17 protein-coding genes and 1 pseudogene are annotated in these 18,578 nt (G+C 68.6%); 9 read left to right on the forward strand and 9 right to left on the reverse strand.

Annotated elements, in window-relative coordinates:
* Positions 1-3 precede the first annotated feature (3 nt).
* The 5 genes from urtE to urtA form a co-directional block, all read right to left on the reverse strand.
* The gene (urtE, locus tag AO398_RS06520; RefSeq protein WP_082643149.1) at positions 4-768 is read right to left on the reverse strand and encodes an urea ABC transporter ATP-binding subunit UrtE; all 765 of its coding nucleotides are present in this window, start codon (positions 766-768) and stop codon (positions 4-6) included.
* Between the two features lie 2 nt (positions 769-770).
* Positions 771-1,556: an urea ABC transporter ATP-binding protein UrtD gene (gene urtD, locus AO398_RS06525; protein ID WP_058191210.1), complete on the reverse strand. Its 786-nt coding sequence runs from the start codon at positions 1,554-1,556 to the stop codon at positions 771-773.
* A 7-nt stretch (positions 1,557-1,563) separates the two neighbouring features.
* Complete coding sequence (urtC, locus tag AO398_RS06530; RefSeq protein ID WP_058191211.1) at positions 1,564-2,748, reverse strand: urea ABC transporter permease subunit UrtC; 1,185 nt, start codon at positions 2,746-2,748, stop codon at positions 1,564-1,566.
* An 11-nt stretch (positions 2,749-2,759) separates the two neighbouring features.
* Entirely contained in the window at positions 2,760-3,686 is a 927-nt protein-coding gene (gene urtB / locus AO398_RS06535; protein WP_058191212.1) for an urea ABC transporter permease subunit UrtB, read from the reverse strand.
* A 225-nt stretch (positions 3,687-3,911) separates the two neighbouring features.
* Positions 3,912-5,180 (reverse strand): urea ABC transporter substrate-binding protein, encoded by a 1,269-nt coding sequence (gene urtA, locus AO398_RS06540; protein WP_058191232.1) that lies wholly within the window; start codon positions 5,178-5,180, stop codon positions 3,912-3,914.
* A gap of 254 nt (positions 5,181-5,434) precedes the next feature.
* Between urtA and AO398_RS06545 the strand changes: the two genes are divergently transcribed.
* From AO398_RS06545 to AO398_RS06560, 4 genes are all read left to right on the forward strand, one after another.
* Positions 5,435-8,809 carry an ATP-binding protein gene (locus AO398_RS06545; protein ID WP_058191213.1) on the forward strand — a complete coding sequence of 1,125 codons (3,375 nt, stop codon included), beginning with the start codon at positions 5,435-5,437 and terminating at the stop codon, positions 8,807-8,809.
* Positions 8,802-9,722, forward strand: coding sequence for a response regulator transcription factor (locus tag AO398_RS06550; protein WP_058191214.1), 921 nt, complete (start codon positions 8,802-8,804; stop codon positions 9,720-9,722). Before AO398_RS06545 ends, AO398_RS06550 begins: the two co-directional genes overlap by 8 nt.
* A gap of 109 nt (positions 9,723-9,831) precedes the next feature.
* Positions 9,832-10,041, forward strand: coding sequence for a hypothetical protein (locus AO398_RS06555; RefSeq protein WP_058191233.1), 210 nt, complete (start codon positions 9,832-9,834; stop codon positions 10,039-10,041).
* Positions 10,042-10,072: 31 nt separating this feature from the next.
* A complete protein-coding gene (locus AO398_RS06560) occupies positions 10,073-10,438 on the forward strand; it encodes a hypothetical protein (protein ID WP_058191215.1) in 366 nt (121 codons plus the stop codon).
* Between the two features lie 259 nt (positions 10,439-10,697).
* Here AO398_RS06560 and AO398_RS06565 read toward each other — a convergent pair.
* A pseudogene (locus AO398_RS06565) lies at positions 10,698-11,142 on the reverse strand (DUF488 domain-containing protein).
* Between the two features lie 313 nt (positions 11,143-11,455).
* On the opposite strand from AO398_RS06565, the gene AO398_RS06570 reads away from it, so the two are divergent.
* Positions 11,456-12,226, forward strand: a complete 771-nt coding sequence (locus AO398_RS06570; protein WP_243955703.1) for a glycoside hydrolase family 25 protein — start codon at positions 11,456-11,458, stop codon at positions 12,224-12,226.
* A 137-nt stretch (positions 12,227-12,363) separates the two neighbouring features.
* On the forward strand, positions 12,364-13,176 hold the full coding sequence (locus AO398_RS06575; protein WP_058191217.1) for a Crp/Fnr family transcriptional regulator: 813 nt from the start codon (positions 12,364-12,366) through the stop codon (positions 13,174-13,176).
* Positions 13,177-13,195: 19 nt separating this feature from the next.
* Here AO398_RS06575 and AO398_RS06580 read toward each other — a convergent pair whose 3' ends face one another.
* Positions 13,196-13,582 carry a VOC family protein gene (locus tag AO398_RS06580; protein WP_058191218.1) on the reverse strand — a complete coding sequence of 129 codons (387 nt, stop codon included), beginning with the start codon at positions 13,580-13,582 and terminating at the stop codon, positions 13,196-13,198.
* 191 nt (positions 13,583-13,773) lie between these two features.
* Here AO398_RS06580 and AO398_RS06585 point away from each other — a divergent pair, with 191 nt between their 5' ends.
* Positions 13,774-14,703 (forward strand): DnaJ C-terminal domain-containing protein, encoded by a 930-nt coding sequence (locus AO398_RS06585; protein ID WP_058191219.1) that lies wholly within the window; start codon positions 13,774-13,776, stop codon positions 14,701-14,703.
* Between the two features lie 114 nt (positions 14,704-14,817).
* Complete coding sequence (fabI, locus tag AO398_RS06590) at positions 14,818-15,642, forward strand: enoyl-ACP reductase FabI (protein WP_058191220.1); 825 nt, start codon at positions 14,818-14,820, stop codon at positions 15,640-15,642.
* Here the strand turns inward: fabI and AO398_RS06595 are convergent.
* Both AO398_RS06595 and AO398_RS06600 read right to left on the reverse strand, forming a co-directional pair.
* The gene (locus AO398_RS06595; RefSeq protein ID WP_058191221.1) at positions 15,639-16,802 is read right to left on the reverse strand and encodes an AAA family ATPase; all 1,164 of its coding nucleotides are present in this window, start codon (positions 16,800-16,802) and stop codon (positions 15,639-15,641) included. The genes fabI and AO398_RS06595 overlap by 4 nt on opposite strands.
* 15 nt (positions 16,803-16,817) lie before the next feature.
* A complete protein-coding gene (locus AO398_RS06600) occupies positions 16,818-17,810 on the reverse strand; it encodes a polyphosphate kinase 2 family protein (protein WP_058191222.1) in 993 nt (330 codons plus the stop codon).
* A gap of 98 nt (positions 17,811-17,908) precedes the next feature.
* Here AO398_RS06600 and AO398_RS06605 point away from each other — a divergent pair, with 98 nt between their 5' ends.
* Positions 17,909-18,496, forward strand: a complete 588-nt coding sequence (locus tag AO398_RS06605) for a histidine phosphatase family protein (RefSeq protein WP_082643151.1) — start codon at positions 17,909-17,911, stop codon at positions 18,494-18,496.
* The last annotated feature ends 82 nt before the right edge of the window (positions 18,497-18,578 follow it).

Here is an 18,578-nt window from a genome sequence, read left to right on the forward strand (position 1 = left end):
CCCCTAGACCGACAGGAACCGGGCGACGGCCGCCTCGTCGATGCCGTCCCGCGGCGCCTCGTGGACGATGGCCCCGTTCTCCATCACGATCACCCGGTCGGCGACGTCGAGGGCGAAGCTCAGGACCTGCTCGGACACCACGATCGACAGGCCGCGGTCGTCGCGGATTTTCTTCAGGGTCCGGCCCATCTCGCGGATGATCGAGGGTTGGATGCCCTCCGTGGGCTCGTCCAGCAGCAGCACCTTCGGGCGGCTGGCGAGCGCCCGGGCGATGGCGAGCTGTTGCTGCTGGCCGCCGGACAGGTTGCCGCCGCGCCGTCCCTTCATCTCCAGCAGGACCGGGAACATGTCGTAGAGGTCCTGCGGCACCCTGCGGGCGCCGGTGACCGTCAGGCCGGTCTCGATGTTCTCCTGCACCGTCATGGTGGAGAAGATCATCCGGCCTTGCGGCACGTAGGCCAGGCCCTTGGCGACCCGGGCGTGGCTCTTGAGCCCGGCGACCTCCTCGCCCTCGACCCGGATCGTCCCGGATTTGACCGGCACAAGACCCATCAGGGTCTTCATCAGGGTGGTCTTGCCCATGCCGTTGCGGCCCATCACGGCGACGATCTCGCCGGGTGCCACCGAGAAGCTCAGCCCGTGCAGGACCTCGCTCTGGCCGTAGGCGGCGTGGAGGTCGTGGATGTCGAGGGCCGGGGCCACGTCCGGGATCACGACGCGCGGCGGAGCCTGGGCGAGCGGCGGGTGTGCGGTCTGGAGCGAGCCCATCGTCAATGTCCCAGATACACTTCGATGACCTTCGGGTCGTTCTTGACCCGCTCCATCGACCCCTCGGAGAGGACCTTGCCCTGGTGGAGCACGGTGACCCGGTGGGCGATGTCTTCGACGAACTTCATGTCGTGCTCGATCACCAGCACCGAACGGCCCTTGATGATCTGGTTGAGGAGTTCCGCGGTCTTGATCCGCTCGCCGACGCTCATCCCGGCCACCGGCTCGTCGAGCATCAGCAGCTCCGGGTCCTGGATCAGCAGCATGCCGATCTCGAGCCACTGCTTCTGGCCGTGGCTCAGGAACTCGGCCCGTTCCTTGAGCTGGTCCTTGAGGAAGATCGTCTGGGCGATCTCGTGGATCCGGTCGCGGACTTCCGCATCCCGCTTGAACGTCAGGGCGCCGAACACCGAGCGCCCGCGGGGGAACGAGATCTCCAGGTTCTCGAACACCGTGAGGTCGTCGTAGATCGACGGCGTCTGGAACTTGCGGCCGACGCCGGCCTGCACGATCGCGCTCTCGGAGAGCTTAGTCAGCTCCTGACCCTTGTACTTGATCGAGCCGGTGCTGGCCTTGGTGCGCCCGCAGATCAGGTCGAGCACCGTGGTCTTGCCGGCGCCGTTCGGGCCGATGATCACCCGGATCTCGTCCGGGTCGACGTAGAACGACACGTCGTTGACCGCCTTGAACCCGTCGAACGAGACCGTCAGCGCCTCGACGGCGAGGAGGTAGTCCGCCGGGGCCGCTTCGGCGCCGACCACGGGGGAGGAGAGGAGCGCGGCGTTCATGGGTTCCTCACTCGGCCGGAGCGCCAACGGGCGCCTTTTGGGACGGGGCGATGGCGGGCGGGGGCGCCCGCAAACCCTTCACCCGGCGGGTCAGGCGGGGCTCGATCTGCTCGCGCCAGATGCCGGCCAGACCGTTCGGGAAGGCGAGCACCACCGCGATGAACAGGGCGCCGAGGCCGAACAGCCAGAGATCCGGAAAGCTCTCGGAGAAGCTGGTCTTGGCCCAGTTCACCAGCAGCGTGCCCCAGACCGCGCCGAACAGGGACAGGCGCCCACCGACCGCGGCGTAGATCACCATCTCGATCGAGGGCACGATGCCCACGAAGGAGGGCGACATGAACCCGACCTGGAGGGTGAACATCGCCCCGCCGAGCGCCGCGAAGCCGGCCGCCAGGCAGAAGGCGAAGACCTTGAAGCCGGCGACCGAATAGCCCGAGAACCGGACCCGGTCCTCCTTGTCGCGCATGGCGACCAGGATGCGGCCGAGCTTCGACTTCTTCACGTACTGCGTCGCCAGGATGCAGGCGATGAGCAGGCCGCCGTTCACGAAGTACAGGATCACCTTGGCGTGGTCGGTGCGGATGTCCCAGCCGTGGAGGGTGCGCAGGTCCGTGATGCCGTTAATGCCGCCGGTGTAGCCCTGCTGGCCGACGATCAGGATCGTCAGGATCGCGGCGATCGCCTGGGTGATGATCGCGAAATAGGTGCCGCCGACCCGGCGCTTGAACATCGCGTAGGAGATGATCAGCGCGAACAGGACCGGGACCGCCACCACCAGGATCAGGGTCAGCGGCAGGCTCCTGAACGGCAGCCAGAACCACGGGATCTCGGTGATCTGGTTCCAGTCCATGAAGTCCGGGATGCCCGGGGTCGACTGGATCTTGGTGTTGGCGACGCTCGAAGCCTCAAGCTTCAGGTACATCGCCATGCAGTACCCACCGAGCCCGAAAAAGACGCCCTGGCCCAAGGACAAAATACCGGCATAGCCCCAGCAGATCACCAGCCCGAGCGCCACGAAGGCGTAGGTGAGATACTTGCCGACGAGGTTGAGGCGGAACCCGTCGAGGGCCAGCGGCAGGACCACCAGGATCACCCCGGCGAGCAGAGCCAAGCTCAGCCATTCCACCGGCTTCATGAACGGGTTGTCGTTGACGGTGACCGACTTGGTCAGGGTCTGGACCGGATTCGTCATCGTGGACATCCTCAGCGCCGGACCTTGAGGGTGAAGAGGCCCTGCGGCCGCAACATCAGGATGCCGACCACCGCGAGCAGGGTGATCACCTTGGCCATCGAGCCGGAGAGGAAGAATTCCAGGGTCGATTGCGTCTGGGAGATCGAGAAGGCCGACGCGATGGTGCCCAAGAGGCTCGCGGCGCCGCCGAAGACGACGATCAGGAACGTGTCGACGATGTAGAGCTGGCCGGAGGTCGGCCCGGTCGAGCCGATCATCGTGAAGGCCGAGCCGGCGACGCCCGCGATGCCGCAGCCCAGCCCGAACGTGTAGCGGTCGACCTTTTCGGTATCGATGCCCACGGCGCCGGCCATGGCGCGGTTGGCCATCACGGCCCGGACCTGCTGTCCAAAGCGCGAGCGATAGATCAGCAGCGCCACGCTCACCGTGATCAGGATGGTGATGGCCATCACGAACAGGCCGTTGACCGGGATCTCGATCGTGTCGGTGACCTGCACCGAGCCGATCAGCCAGGACGGCAGCTCGACGCCGACCTCGCGGGCGCCGAAGATCGACCGGTAGGCCTGCTGCAGGATCAGCGACAGGCCCCAGGTGGCGAGCAGCGTGTCGAGGGGGCGCTTGTAGAGGAACCGGATCAGGCTCCACTCCACCAGCATCCCGAGCGCCCCGGAGGCCAGGAACGCCAGCCCCATCGCGACGAAGAAGTAGACCGGGAACAAAGCCGGCAGGTAGCTCTGGCAGAAGGCCGAGCAGAGATAGGTGACGTAGGCCCCGAGGATCATGAATTCCCCGTGGGCCATATTGATCACGCCCATCTGCCCGAAGATGATCGCCAGACCCAGCGCCATCAGCAGGTAGACCGAGAACAGGATCAGGCCGGCAAAACCCTGCATGGCGAAGATCGCGCCGAGGTCGCCGAGGGAATACTCGCCCAACATTGTTTCGTGTCTCCCGCGATCTTGCTGGTGTGTCGGTGTCCGCGACGCTCTCCCTCCCCCCTCTGCGGGGGAGGGTGGCCCGCGAAGCGGGTCGGGAGAGGAGAGCGCCGTATCCGGAGAGGGCGCGGCGGAGATGAAATCCTGCTCCGTCGCGCTGCCCCTCTCCCGTCCCCTGCTGACGCAGGGGCCCCCTCCCCCGCAGGGGGGGGAGGGGAGCGTTGGAGACTACTGGTAGCCCTTCGGGAACGGGTCCGGCTTGATCAGCTCCGGGCTGGTGTAGACGATCTCGAACTGGCCATCGGGCTTGGCCTTGCCGACCCGGGTCTTCGACCAGAGGTGGTGGTTCTCGTCGATCCGGACGTAGCCTTCCGGAGCGCCCTTGAACTCTAGGCCCGGGGAGGCGGCGACCACCTTGTCGACGTCGAAGGAGCCGGCCTTCTCGCACGCCATCTTCCACAGGTACGGGCCGAGATAGGCCGCCTGCGTCACGTCGCCGATGACCGTCTTTTCGCCCCACATCTTCTTGAAGGCGGCGACGAATGCCTTGTTGTTCTCGTTCTCGATCGACTGGAAGTACTTCATGCAGGCATAGGCCCCGGCGATGTTCTCGCCGCCGATGCCGTCGATCTCGTCCTCGGTGACCGAGATCGTCATCAGCACCTGCTTCGACAGGTCGATGCCGGCCGCCTTGAGCTGCTTGTAGAACGCCACGTTCGAGCCGCCGACCACGTCGGTGAAGATCACCTTCGGCTTGGTCAGCTTGATCTTGTTGATCACCGAGTTGAACTGGGTGTGGCCAAGCGGGAAGTATTCCTCGCCGACGACCTTGCCCTTGAGAACGTTCTCGACGTGCTTGCGGGCGATCTTGTTCGAGGTGCGCGGCCAGATGTAGTCCGAGCCGATGAAGTAGAAGCTGTCGCCACCCTTCTCCTTGTGGACCCAGTCGAGCCCGGCCAGAATCTGCTGCGTGGCCTCCTGGCCGGTGTAGAACACGTTCTTGGACTGCTCCAGGCCCTCGTAGAAGGTCGGATAGTACAGGAGGCCGTTATACTGCTCGAACACCGGCAGCACCGCCTTGCGGGAGGCCGAGGTCCAGCAACCCATCACGGCGGCGCAATGGTCGTTGACCAGGAGCTTCTTGGCCTTCTCGGCGAAGGTCGGCCAGTCGGAGGCGCCGTCCTCCTGGATGATCTTGATCTTGCGGCCGAGCACGCCGCCGGCCTCATTGATCTGCGCGATGGCGAGCTTCTCCGCCTCCTGGGCGCCGGTCTCGGAGATCGCCATCGTGCCGGTGACCGAGTGCAGGATGCCGACCGTCACCTCGGTGTCGGTCACGGCGAGGCCGGTTGTGTTCACCGCCGAGGTGGGCGCTGCCGCCCAGGCGCCGCGGGGCATCAAGGCGAGGGCCGGCGCGCCGGCCAGTCCCATGAGCAGCCTGCGCCGCAACGGGGAGTGCAAGCCGTTCTTCGCGCCGGTCTCGGTGTCGTCAGCCATCGTGCCTGCCTTCATCCGCGTCCAAGCCTTGAGAAGCGGCTCGGATCGACTGGTCCAGGCTAGGTCTTCGGTTGCACTGCGGCCTATACGATGTTTTGCGTATGGCCGTTCTCTTGCATCGAGCGCACCATCGCGGCGCAGAAGTCTGAGGGATCGTTGGGAGCGAAGGCTGGGAGCGTGGGCAGCGCCCGGGCGCTGCATTTTTTGCGCGCGCGCGTGCGCGAACGCGGCCTCATGCCCCGAACCGGGTCCCGATGAGCGGCCCCCAGCGCATCATCCCGATCCGCCGGGACTACAACCGCTTCGTCGCCGACGAGACACTGGAGGATTACGCCCTCCGCTTCACCGCCAAGAAGGCGCGGCGCTGGTCCGGCTTCCAGGTGGCGCAGACGGCTCTGGGTTCGGTCTCGTTCCTGGCGCTGGAGGCGATCGGCGGGACGCTGGCGCTCACGGCGGGCTTCCCCAACACGCTGGCCGCCGTGCTGGTGGTCGGCCTGATCATCTTCGCCACCGCGGCGCCGATCACCGTCTACGCCGCCCGCTACGGCCTCGACATGGACCTGCTGACCCGGGGCGCCGGGTTCGGCTATCTCGGCTCCACGGTCACGTCGCTAATCTACGCGAGCTTCACCTTCCTGTTCTTCGCCATCGAGGCGGCGATCATGGCGCTGGCGCTGCAGCTCTGCTTCGGGCTGCCGCTGGGCGTCGGCTACCTCCTCTGCGCCGCCGCGGTGATTCCCCTGGTGGTCTACGGCATCCGGCTGATCAGCCGCTTCCAGATCTGGACGCAGCCGCTCTGGGTGGCCTTGAGCCTGCTGCCGCTCGTGTTCGTGGCGGCGCAGGGCGCCGAGCCCCTGCATGCGCTGGCGGATTTCCCGGGCCTCGACGGCGGCGGCGCGGCGTTCGATGTCGGCCGGTTCGGTCTCGCCACCGGGGTGCTGTTGGCCCTGCTGGCCCAGGTCGGCGAGCAGGTCGACTTTTTGAGATTCGTGCCCGAGCCTGTCGGCCAGCGCGACTGGCGCTGGTGGCTTGCGGTGCTCTCGGGGGGCGCCGGCTGGATCGTGCCCGGCATGCTCAAGATCCTGCTCGGCGCCGGGCTCGCGGTCCTGGCGCTCGGGCATGGCGTCCCGCCCGAGCATGCCGCCGAGCCGACCCGGATGTACGCGGTCGCGTTCGGCTACGTCACCGGGGAGGGCGGCCGGGCGGCACTCCTGCTCACCGGCCTGTTCGTCCTGGTCTCGCAGCTCAAGATCAACCTCACCAACGCCTATGCCGGCTCGATCGCGTGGTCGAACTTCTTCTCCCGGCTGACCCATAGCCATCCGGGGCGGGTGGTCTGGCTGGTGTTCAACGTCGCGATCGCGGTGCTCCTGATGGAGCTCGGCATCGACAAGACCATCGAGAGCACGTTGCCGCTCTACGCCTCCGTGGTCTCGGCCTGGGTCGGGGCACTGGCCGCCGACCTCGCGGTGAACAAGCCGCTCGGCCTCTCGCCCCCGGGTATCGAGTTCAAGCGCGCCCATCTCTACGCGATCAATCCCGTCGGAACCGGCGCCATGGTGCTGGCGCTCGCCGTCGGCGGCCTCGCCTATGCCGGCCTGCTGGGCCACGCGCTTCAGCCCTTCGCGCCACTCCTGACGCTGGCCACCGCCTTTGCGGCGGCGCCGGTGATCGCCCGCGCCACGGCCGGCCGCTGGTATCTCGCGCGGATACCGAAGCAGGATTGGGGGGCGGGCGAGATCATTTGCCGGGTCTGCGAATTGCCCTTCGAGGGCGAGGACATGGCTCATTGCCCGGCCTACGACGCCCCGATCTGCTCCCTGTGCTGCTCGCTCGATGCCCGCTGCGGCGACCTGTGCAAGCCGCACGGTCGGTTGGAGGCCCAGGCGCAGCAGGCGCTCGGCCGGATCCTGCCGGGCCGCACCGCCGCCTGGATCGGCGCGCCGCTCGGGCGCTATCTGGCGGTCATGCTGACGCTCTGCGCGGTGATCGGCCTGATCCTGGGGATCGTGCATGCCGGAGCGACCATCGCGCATCCCGAGCACCGCGACTTTCTGCGCTCGGCGCTCACCAGCGTGTTCTTCATCCTGGTTGTGATCCTCGGCGTGGTGGCGTGGCTGTTCGTCCTCGCCCAGGAGAGCCGGCGGGTCGCCCAGTCCGAGACGATGCGCCAGACCGCGCTCTACGAGGCCGAGATCGCCGCGCACAAGCTCACGGACGCCAAGCTGCAGGAGGCCAAGGAGCGGGCCGAGGCCGCGAACCTCGCCAAGAGCCGCTACGTCGTCGGCATCAGTCACGAATTGCGCACACCGCTCTCCACGGTGCTCGGCTACGCACAGCTGCTCGAATCCGATCCCGCGATCCCGGCCCCGCGCCTCAACGGTATCCGGGTGATCCGGCGCAGCGCCCAGCACCTATCCGGGCTGATCGACGGACTCCTCGACATCTCGCGGATGGAGGCCGGGCGGCTCGAGATCCACCGGGACGAGGTCCGGCTCACGGAGTTCCTCGACCAGCTGGTCGACATGGTCCGGCTCCAGGCCCGGGAGGCGGGCCTCGAATTCCGGTTCTCCCGGCCGGAAATCCTGCCCGCGGTGGTCGCCACCGACGAGAAGCGCCTGCGCCAGGTGCTGCTCAACCTCCTGTCGAACGCGATCAAGTTCACGCCCTCCGGCACCGTCTCGCTGGATCTGAGCTATCGCAGCCAGATCGCAATATTCACGATCCGCGACACCGGCCCGGGCATTCCGGAGGCGGATCTGGCCCGGATCTTCCAGCCGTTCGAGCGCGGCTCGACCCCGGCCGCCCGCAGCACCCCGGGGACGGGGCTCGGGCTCACCATCGCGGACCTGCTGGCGCAATTGCTCGGCGGCGAGATCACCGTGGCGGCGGCGCCGGGCGGCGGCACCCAGGCCCGGCTGCGCCTGATGCTGTCATCCGTCGCCCAGCCCGCACCGATCATCCTGCCGGTCCCGGCCTCCGCGCCGGAACGGGCCTATGCCGGTGCCCGCCGCACGATCCTGGTGGCCGACGACGACAGCGCCCACCGCGCCCTGATGCGGGCGATCCTGGAGCCGCACGGGATTTTTGTGATCGAGGCGGGCTCGGGGCCCGAATGCCTGGCGGCGGTGGCCCGGGGCGGCATCGACCTGATCCTGCTCGACATCGCCATGCCGGGCATGAGCGGCTGGGCCGCCGCCGCGACGCTGCGGGCGGAGGGCCACACGGGGCCGATCGCCATGATGTCGGCCAACGTCCACGAGATCAGCCCCGTGCGCGGCGACGACGCTCCCCACGACGCGATCTTCGCCAAACCCTTCGACCTGCGCGACGTGCTGGAGCGGATCGGCAAGCTGCTCCACCTCGAATGGACCGACGCAGCGACGCCTTCCTTGCGCGAGCCCGCCCCGGCGCTCACGGATATCGGCCATCCCGGCCCCGAGCATGTCGGCGAGTTGTTGCGCCTGGGGCGGATCGGACACATCCGGGCGATCGAGGCCAAGCTCACCCAGATGGAGGGCGACGCCACGGTTGCGCCCGCCTTCGTGGCGCAGATGCGCGGCCTCGTGGAGGGCTACGACCTGCGCCGCTACCTCTCGGTCCTGCAGGGGCTCGCCCGCCATGGCTGAGGCGCCGACGAACCAGCCGAGCCGCGATGTCGTCCTGGTTGTGGACGATTCGCCCGACACGCTGAGCTTCCTCACCGAGGCGATCGAGCGCTCCGGCGCCACCGTGCTCGTGGCGGTGGGCGGCGACCTCGCCCTCGCAATGGTCGACGAGATCACCCCGGACGTGATCCTGCTCGACGCGATGATGCCGGGTATGGACGGGTTCGAGACCTGCCGGCGTCTCAAGGCCAAGCCGCAGATCGCCGGGGTGCCGGTGATCTTCATGACCGGCTTGAGCGAGACCGAGCACATCGTGAAGGGCCTGAGCGCCGGCGGGATCGACTACGTCACCAAGCCGATCGCCCCCGACGAAATCCTGGCCCGGATCCGCGTGCACCTCGCCAGCGCCCGGGCCGCGCAGAGCGCCCGCGCCGCCCTCGATACCGCCGGGCGCACCCTGTTCGCAGTCTCCGAGGCCGGGGCCGTGCTGTGGGCGACCCCGCAGGCCGGACGGCTGCTGGCAGGGCTCGGTCACGATCCGGCGGTCGCCCTCGAACTCCCCCCGCGGGCCCGGGACTGGCTGCGCGGCTGTCTCACCGGCGCCTCGGCCAACGCCCTGACGCTCACCGGCCGCGACGGCACGCCTCACGCGCTGAGCTTCATCGGCCGCACCCCGGACGAGATCCTGCTGCGCCTGTCGCGCGAGGAAGCCTCCGGCGGCATCGAGCGGCTGCGGGCGCGGCTGCCGGTCACCGGGCGCGAGGCCGAGGTGCTGCTCTGGCTGTCCCGGGGAAAGTCGAGCCGCGATATCGGCGAGATCCTCGGGCTCAGCCACCGCACCGTGACCAAGCACCTCGAGGGTATCTACGCCAAGCTCGGCGTCGAGAACCGCACCGCCGCCTCGATCATCGCGGCCCGCCACCTGCAGGATTGAAGGCCTGCCGGGCTTGTCCACAGGCATCGCGGCACTGCGAAACCGGTTGGTAAGCGGCGTCCCACCACGGTCCCGGCACAGACGAACCAATTCGGGACCGGATGCGATGATGACCAGCCACCAGCTCGCCGACGAACTGAGGCGGGTCGCCACCACGCAGGTCAGCGACATCACCCGTGCGGTCAAGGAAGGCCAGAAGTCGATCGCGCTGAACGAGGTGCGGGACATGGCCCGGCGCCTCAGCCTGCTGGCGGACGCCTTCGATCCGAAATCGGCCGCCGAGAAGGCCGATCCCCAGGACGGCGCCCAGGCCGCTTGACCCTCGCCGCAAGATCCTGAGGACCGCTCCCATGATCCGCGCCTATTTCTACATCCGCCTCGACGGTGCCTATCTGCCCGCGCCGACGGCCCAGGACATCGCCGACATGGACGCCGCCCGGACAGCGGCGCGAACCATCGTCCGGGGCCTGATGCGGCAGCACGGCGGCGACCCGCGGCTGCTCGACGCCGCCCTGGTCATCGCCGACGAGGCCGGCGCGACGCTCCTGGAGATGTCGTTCCTCGAAGCCCTGTACCTGCCGGTCGAGCCGGTGAACGACCCGAATCGCCGCCGGCCGATCCCGCGGGAATTCGGTGCCGTGCGCACCTCCCGGATGCTGCTGAGCGCCGCCATGGCGCCGATCCGGCGCTTCGCCGCCACGCGGGCGATGCGCTGACCTGAATACGAATTGACCGAGCCGAGCGTTGCCGCTTTCGCGCTGTCCCTTTTCCCGAGCGCGTGGAGCGAGAGCGGAATGCGACTCGGGATCCAGCACAGGATGACGCGAAGCACCTGATTGCGACCGTCGCTTCAAAATCGTGCCGCTGCGCGGCGCTGTCTCCGCTGGATCCCGGATCACCTTCCACTGACGTTTCAGGCGTCCGGGAAAGGGGCGCGTGTTTCATTCCTGCGCGACGGCCAACGCCAGTGGAGAGTCAACCGAACAGGTCGGTCGTCACGAATCCCCGGTCCGCCAGCCGCTCGGCTAGCACGCGGCGGTGGCAGCGGGCCGGGTCCCACTCGAAGCACAGCAGGCAGGTCGGGGCGGCCTCCGCCATGGCGCCGAGCTCATCCAGGGCGACGCCGCCGGCGGCCGTGTCGAGCACCTCCTCGCAGTAGATCTTGCGCATCAGCGCCGCGTCGTCGGCCCGGGCGGCCTCGCCGGCCGGATTTCGGCGTGCCGAGGCTGCGCAGATGCGCGTAGCCGAGCCCTGCCTCCACGAGCCCGGTTCCCAGCGCGCCCTTCGAGAAGCCGCGCTTGCGCGAGTTGGCCACCGCCCGCACGTCGGCCAGGACGGCGACGCCCGCCGAGCGCAGCGCATCGGTGAGCCGCTCCGGGTCGAGGCCTTCGTAGCCTATGGTAAAGAGTTGCTTGCTCACGGGACCGTGCCGGGACTCGCGTTGCGGGACCGGCACTTAGCCGGATCGGAGCCTGTGAACCAACCGGGGATTGATGCGGTATGTCGCGGCAGCGCAACGACTCCCGGAATTCCGCCGCAAAGATCGCAAAGCTCCGTTAACTGCGCTCGGGTCATCGCTTACGCCTGACTTTGGCGCTTCTTCGGTGGCGGGCTGAACACTGATGGTGCGGGATTACAAGCTTTCGCAGGTGTCGTTCGCCGAATCGAGCCGGGGATCCGGCCGGTTGAGGCGCGTTCGCCAACTCGCCACCCGGGTGCTGGCCGTCGCCGTGATGGCCGGCCTGGCCGCCTGCGCGTCCAACCCCGACTTCTACCCGACCAAGGGCGATGCCAAGCCCCATCCGGGCGTGGCCAAGGCCAAGCAGCACCCGATCCAGGGCATCGACATCTCGAAGTGGCAGGGCAACGTCGACTGGGCCTCGGTCCGGGCCGCCGGCACCCAGTTCGCCTTCATCAAGGCGACCGAGGGCGGTGACCACGTCGACGAGCGCTTCCGGACCAACTGGGACAACGCGGCCCGGGCCGGCGTGCCGCGGGGCGCCTATCACTTCGTGTTCTGGTGCCGCTCGGCCCGGGACCAGATGGAGTGGTTCAAGCGCAACGTCCCAAACGACCCGACGGCGCTGCCGCCGGTGCTCGACGTGGAGTGGAACGGCCACTCGCAGACCTGCCCAAAGAAGCTGCCGAAGGCGCAGGCCCTGGCGATGGTCACCGAGATGCTCGAGGAGATGGAGCGTTACACCGGCAAGCGCCCGATCATCTACACCGACATCACCTTCCACAAGGACGTCCTGGAAGGCGAACTGCCCGACTATCCGCACTGGCTGCGCTCCACCGCGGCCGAGCCCGAGCAGCGCTTCGTCAACCGGAAGTGGATGCTGTGGCAGTTCACGTCGACCGGGCGCGTCCCCGGCGTGCAGGGTGACGTCGACCGCAACGCCTTCTACGGCACGCCGTCCGACTGGGCCTCGTTCCTGTCGACCGATTGCGATCCCCGCGAGCATCGGCGGCTCTCGGAACAGGGGCTATGTACCGACAAATAATTGTTCGGGGTTGATAGACTTAAGTTGGTTCACCAACACAGGCTAGGATATATGCGTATCGGGTTCTCCCGCACGCCGGCGGGCCGCTCGACGAGGATCCTTCCGGGAGCCTCTTCTCCCATGATCCCCTGCCTGCAATGCCCGCTGACCGCGCGGCCGCCCTCACGGGCAACCTGCTCCTCGATGCGCTTCGGGAGCCCGACCGCGCGTTGATCGCGCCCCATCTTGAACCGGTCTCCTTCGACAAGGGGGCGAGCGTGTTCCAGGCGGGCTCGGACGTGACGCACATCACCTTCCCGTGCGACCAGACCGTTGTGGCTCTCATCATCGCCACCCGCGATGGGCGCTGCGCCGAGACCGCCACGATCGGGCGCGAAGGCGCGGTCGGCGGCATCGTCAGCGCGGGCCGGGTGCCGGCCTCCACCGAGGCGATCGTGCAGATCGGCGGCCCGATGCTGCGCCTCGACGCGGAGCGTCTCCAGGATGCCAAGCGCCGGTCCACCGAAATCCGCAACCTGTTCGCGCGCTATTCCGACTGCCTCCTAGCCCAGGTGCTCCAGGCCGCGGCCTGCAACGCCCTGCACCCGATCGAGCAGCGCTGCCTGCGCTGGCTCTTGACCCTGCAGGACCGGATCGGCGGCGACACACTGCCGATCACCCACGAATTGCTGGCCTCGATGCTCGGCGTCCAGCGCACCTACCTGACGCGCATCCTGCGGACGCTTCAGGACCAGGGCCTGATCCGGGTCGGTCGCGGGCGCATCACGGTGCTCGACCGCCGGGCGATGTCGAGGGCCGCCTGCGAGTGCCACGACCGGGTGCAGCGGCATTTCAAGACCGTGCTCGGCGCGGTCTACACCGCGGACGGCTTCGACCGGATCGAGCCGCCGGCGCCCGTGGATGGATACGTGGAGCCCCCCCTGGCCCTGAGTGGCGGCCGCCACGGGTGAGGTGGGGCGTGGTCCGGCGTCAGTCTTCGGACCGGCGCTCCAGGATCTCGATCAGCGCGCCGTCGGGACCCTCCACGAAGGCGATCCGCAGGCCGGGGCCGCGCTCGGTGATACCGGTCCGCACGGTGACGCCGCGGGCCGCGAGTTCGGCCATGGCGGCATCGATATTGGCGACGCGCAGGCCGATATGCTCGATGCCGAGGCAGGGCGTCCGCGTGGCGGGCGTGGTCTCGGCTGGGGCTTGCTCGATGAAGACGGTGAGACCGCCAAGATCGAGCACCATGCGCTGCACCGGGTCGGCGCCGACGCGCTTCACCTCCCTGGCTCCGAAGGTCTCGACGTAGAAGGCGGCGGCCTTCACGGCGTCGCGGCTGCGCAGGTGAACGTGATCGCAGGCGTATTGCATCGCGTGTCTGTCTCCCGCAGGCCGGCGCTGGCGTCTTGCGTAAAGGTTATGTGGTCGCGCGCTCCAGGGCGAGATCCGCCGCTTGACGCAGGGCGCGAACCCGCAGACTTTCGCCGCCGCGATCGTTGCAGGGATGCAACATCCTTCCCACATCCGGGTGGAAATTCCACACCGCATAGCCCAAGAGACCGATGCGCAATCCCTACGACGTGCTGGGCGTCCCCAAGGGAGCGAGCGAAGCCGATATTAAAAAGGCTTACCGCAAGCTCGCCAAGGACTTCCACCCCGACCGCAACAAAGACGACGTGAAGGCCAAGGACCGCTTCGCCGAGGCGAACTCGGCCTACGAGATCCTGGGCGACTCCGAGAAGCGCAAGCAGTTCGACCGCGGCGAGATCGACGCCGACGGACGGCCGCGCGCCTCCGGCTTCGAGGGATTTTCGGGCGGCTTCGGCGGCGGCCGGTCGAGCGGGTTCGATTTCGAGAACATGGCGCGCAGCCGGCAGGGCGGCGGGGGCGGCGGCGGCGGGATGGGCGAGGATATCTTCTCCCACATCTTCGGCGAGGCGTTCCGCGCGGGCGGCGCCGGGCCGGGCGGTCAGCGCCAGGCGGCCAAGGGCGAGGACGTCGCCGCCGAGCTGTCCGTGAGCCTGGAGCAGGTCGCCAGCGAGGAGAAGCTGCGGCTGGCGCTGCCCACCGGCCGGGAGGTCGACGTCGTGATCCCCCGGGGCGTCGAGGACGGCCAGACCATCCGGCTCCGCGGCCTCGGCCAGAGTGCCGGCCCCCGTGGCGAGCCCGGCGACGCGCTGCTGACCATCCGCATCCGCCCGCATCCCCGCTTCACCGTCGACGGCGCCGACCTGCGCACCCACGTCGAGGTGCCGCTGGAGGACGCCGTGCTCGGCGGCATGATCCGGGTGCCGACGCTGACCGGCGCCGTCGAGATGAAGATGCCGCCGATGACCAGTTCCGGCCGCACGTTCCGGCTGCGCGGCAAGGGCCTGCCCAAGAAGGACGGCACGCGCGGCGACCTGTTCGCCACCACGGCGATCACCCTGCCGGAGAGCGAGGACCCGATCCTCACCGACTTCGCCCGGGGCCGGCGCGCCAAAGCCGCCTGACACACGCGACCCACCCGACCGTCTTGCGGTCGGGTGCGGACTTCCGTCACCGGGCTGGCTCCGTTAAGGAGACCCCCGGTGCCGCAAGGGGCCGAGAGGTTTCCAGGATCGATCATGGCGGAACACGGGCAGGGCATTCTGGCGGGCAAGCGGGGCCTCGTGCTCGGCGTCGCCAACAACCGCTCGATCGCCTGGGGCATCGCCCGCAGCGCCCGTGCGCACGGGGCCGAACTCGCCTTCACCTATCAGGGCGACGCCCTGCGCAAGCGGGTCGAGCCCCTGGCGAAGGAACTCGACGCCCACGTCATCGGCCATTGCGACGTGACCGATGCAGCCACGATCGACGCCGTGTTCGAGGAGGCTGCGCGCGTCTTCCCCGAGGGCATCGACTTCGTCGTCCACTGCATCGCCTTCTCGGACAAGGACGAGCTGACCGGCCGCTATCTAGAGACGTCCGAGGAGAACTTCACCAAGTCGCTCCTGGTCTCATGCTACTCGTTCACGGCCGTGGCCCAGCGCGCCGAGAAGATCCTGCGCCCAGGGGGCTCCCTGCTGACGCTGACCTATTACGGCGCCGAGAAGTGGATGCCGCATTACAACGTCATGGGCGTGGCCAAGGCCGCTCTTGAAGCCTCGGTGCGCTATCTCGCGGCCGATCTCGGACCGAAGAACATCCGCGTCAACGCGATCTCGGCCGGCCCGATCAAGACCCTGGCAGCCTCGGGCATCGGCGATTTCCGCTACATCCTGAAGTGGAATGAGTACAACGCGCCCCTGCGCCGGACCGTGACCATCGGTGAGGTCGGCGAGACCGCCGCCTATTTGATCTCCGACATGTCGGCCGGCATGACCGGCGAGATCCTGCACGTCGATGCGGGCTACCACGTCGTCGGCATGAAGAACCCCGAGGCGCCGGACCTGACCCTCGACAAGGATTAATCGTCGTCGTCGCGGTCCGCTTCGGCGAACTCACCGGAGAGCTTCAGCCCCTCGATCCAGGTCTCGCCCTCGCGCTTGACCACGACCCGGCGCAGGGCGCCGCCATGGGTGGCGATCCCGTCCGCCAGTCGCTCGGAATGCGTAACCAGCCAGACCTGGGTGCGCTGGGCCGCCCGGGCGATCAGCCGGGCCAGCGGCTCCATCAGGTCGGGATGGAGGCTGGTCTCCGGCTCGTTCAGCGCGATGAACGGCGGCAAGCGGTAGCCCAGCAGGGCGCCCATGAGGGCGAGGTAGCGCAGCGTCCCGTCCGACAGCTCCGCCGGGCAGAAGACCCGGTTCGGAAAGTCGGGCATCGTCATCCCGAAGCCTGCCTCGCGTCCGGGCACCGGCACCACCAGCCGGGCGCCCGGAAACGCCTCGTCCAGGGCTTCGTCGAGGTCGGCCGTGTCCTGCCGGATATGCGCCAGGGTGGCGAACACGGCGGCAAGGTCCGACCCGTCGGATGCGAGCGTCGGCGTGGTTACGGCGAGGCAAGGACGGCGCAGGGGCGCGTCGGCGTCCGTGCGGAACGCGTGATGGAAGCGCCATGCCATCATGGCGAGGCGCACCAGGGCGATCTCCGGGTGCAGCGTGGCGTCCAGGAAGGTGCCGAGCGCCGTCTCGGTGGGCAGCAGATCGATGCCGAGCGAGCGCTTGCGCCCGTCCTCGTCGCGAACGAAGCCGGTCCGGCCGTCGCGGTCGAGGATCACCGCCTTTCGGGGGCCGGCGCGCACCGATAGGCGCTCGGCCTTTACCTGCGGCTCCTGGGCGAAAGCTGCGCCGATGGGAACACCGGCAACCTGCGGCACCAGCCCGATCTCGACCGCGTAGATGAAGCCCTGCCCGGTTACGTCATCGTGCAGGGTGGCGGACAGCCGGATCCGGGCCGCCTCACCGTGCCGCCGACGTCCGGCCCAGAGCGACGAATCCATGCCGCCCTCCGCGGCCAGGTCCCGGGTGAGCGTCCCACGGGCGGCGGCCTGCAGCAATTCGAGGCCGCGATAGAGGTTGGTCTTGCCGGTGCCGTTGCCGCCCACGAACACCGACAGGTCGTCCACTGGGAAACCGATCCGACGCAGCGACCGGTAGCCCGAGACCGCGATTTCCCGAACCGCCAGCATTTGGCACCCCTTCGATCAATCCGGGACCTTCAGGTCGGCGATGCCCGTCTTCGCTCGGGGGAATCGCGGGTCCATCGCCTCCAGCGTATCGGCGATCGTGCGGGCAATCACGTAGTTGCGGAACCACTTGTGGTTGGCCGGCACCACCAGCCACGGGGCGTGCGGCGTCGCGCATCGGGAGAGCGCGTCCGCGAAGGCCTGCTGATAGGCATCCCAGGATTTCCTCTCGACGAGGTCGGCCGGGTCGAACTTCCAATGCTTCTCCGGGTCGGCGATCCGGGCCTCAAGCCGCTTCTTCTGCTCGCCCTTGGAAATGTGCAGGAAGAACTTGATCACCACCGTGCCGGAATCGGCGAGCAACCGCTCGAAATCGTTGATGAGCCGGTAGCGGCCCTGCCAGACGGCGTCCGGCACGAGATTCTTCACCCGCACCACGAGGACGTCTTCGTAATGGCTGCGGTTGAACACCCCGATCATGCCGCGCCCCGGCGTCTTGGCGTGGTAGCGCCACAGGAAGTCGTGATCGAGCTCGTCGCTCGACGGCACCTTGAACGAGGTCACCGTGCAGCCCTGCGGGTTCACCCCCTTGAGCACCGCACGAATCGTCCCGTCCTTGCCGCCGGTGTCGATCGCCTGGAAAACCAGCAGCAGGCTGCGCGCGCGCTCGGCATAGAGCCGCTCCTGCAACGCGCTGATGCGGTCGCGTTCCCCTGCAAGAGCCTCCTTCGCCCAGGCCTTATCGAGGCCGCCATCGGCGTCGGCATCGATCGCTGCGAGATCGACGCGCGTCCCGGGCTCGACGGTCACGATGCCCGGGGCTGCCAAGATCTTCACCCCGCTGTGGCCCCCCAGAGCCGCCGGGACCGTCCCGGCGATCGCATCGGCCGCTCCGGCCCAGAGGGCGGTGGAGGGCGCTCGAGCCCGGGCAGATTGGTGCCGATCGGGGCCGTCTGTCACGGCGTCCTCATGCGACTGGCCGGGAAGATGCTTGCCGTGCTTCTTGGACATGGGCAGGACCTGTTCCGGGGCATTGCCGACGAACGCCCAGAACGGTTGGCGAGCCCGGCCGTTCCGGGCACCTGCGCAGCGACAGGACTTTGACACGGTTGGCCACGATCTATTTCATCCGCCACGGCCAGACCGCCTGGAATGCCGAGGGCCGCCTGCAGGGCAGTCGCGACATCGACCTCAACCCGCAGGGGGAGGCGCAGGCCGTCGCTGTGGCCGAGCGCCTGGCCGCCGTGGCGGGTCCGCGCCTGGCGCAGGCGGAGTTCCTCGCGAGCCCGCTCAAGCGTACGCGGCGGACCATGGAGATCCTGCGGACCAGCTTGGGGCTGCCGCCGGGGGAATACCGCACAGATCCGCGGCTGCGGGAGATCGGTTTCGGAACCTGGGAGGGCTCGACCTGGGCCGAGATCCGGCGCCGCGATCCCGGGCGCGCCTCGGCGCGCGACCGCGAACGCTGGAACCACCGTCCGCCCGGGCTCGGCGGGGAGAGCTACGCCACCTTGGTCGAGCGGGTCGGCCCGGTCCTGGCCGATCTGCAGGGGGATGCCGTGGTGGTCGCCCATGGTGGTGTGGCACGCGCGGCCCTGGTCGCCCTGGGCCTCCTCGACGTCTACGCCGCGCCCCGCCTCGGCATCCGCCAGGGCGAGGGGCTGGTCCTGGAGCCGACCGGCTGGCGCTGGGCTTGAGCATCCCTCGCGGGAGCCGCGCCGCACCCTCGCGGGCGGCAGGAGACATCCCGGTCGCCGTGCGTTTTGATAGACACGCGGC

Source organism: Methylobacterium sp. GXS13 (genome assembly GCF_001455965.1).
Lineage (GTDB): Bacteria > Pseudomonadota > Alphaproteobacteria > Rhizobiales > Beijerinckiaceae > Methylobacterium.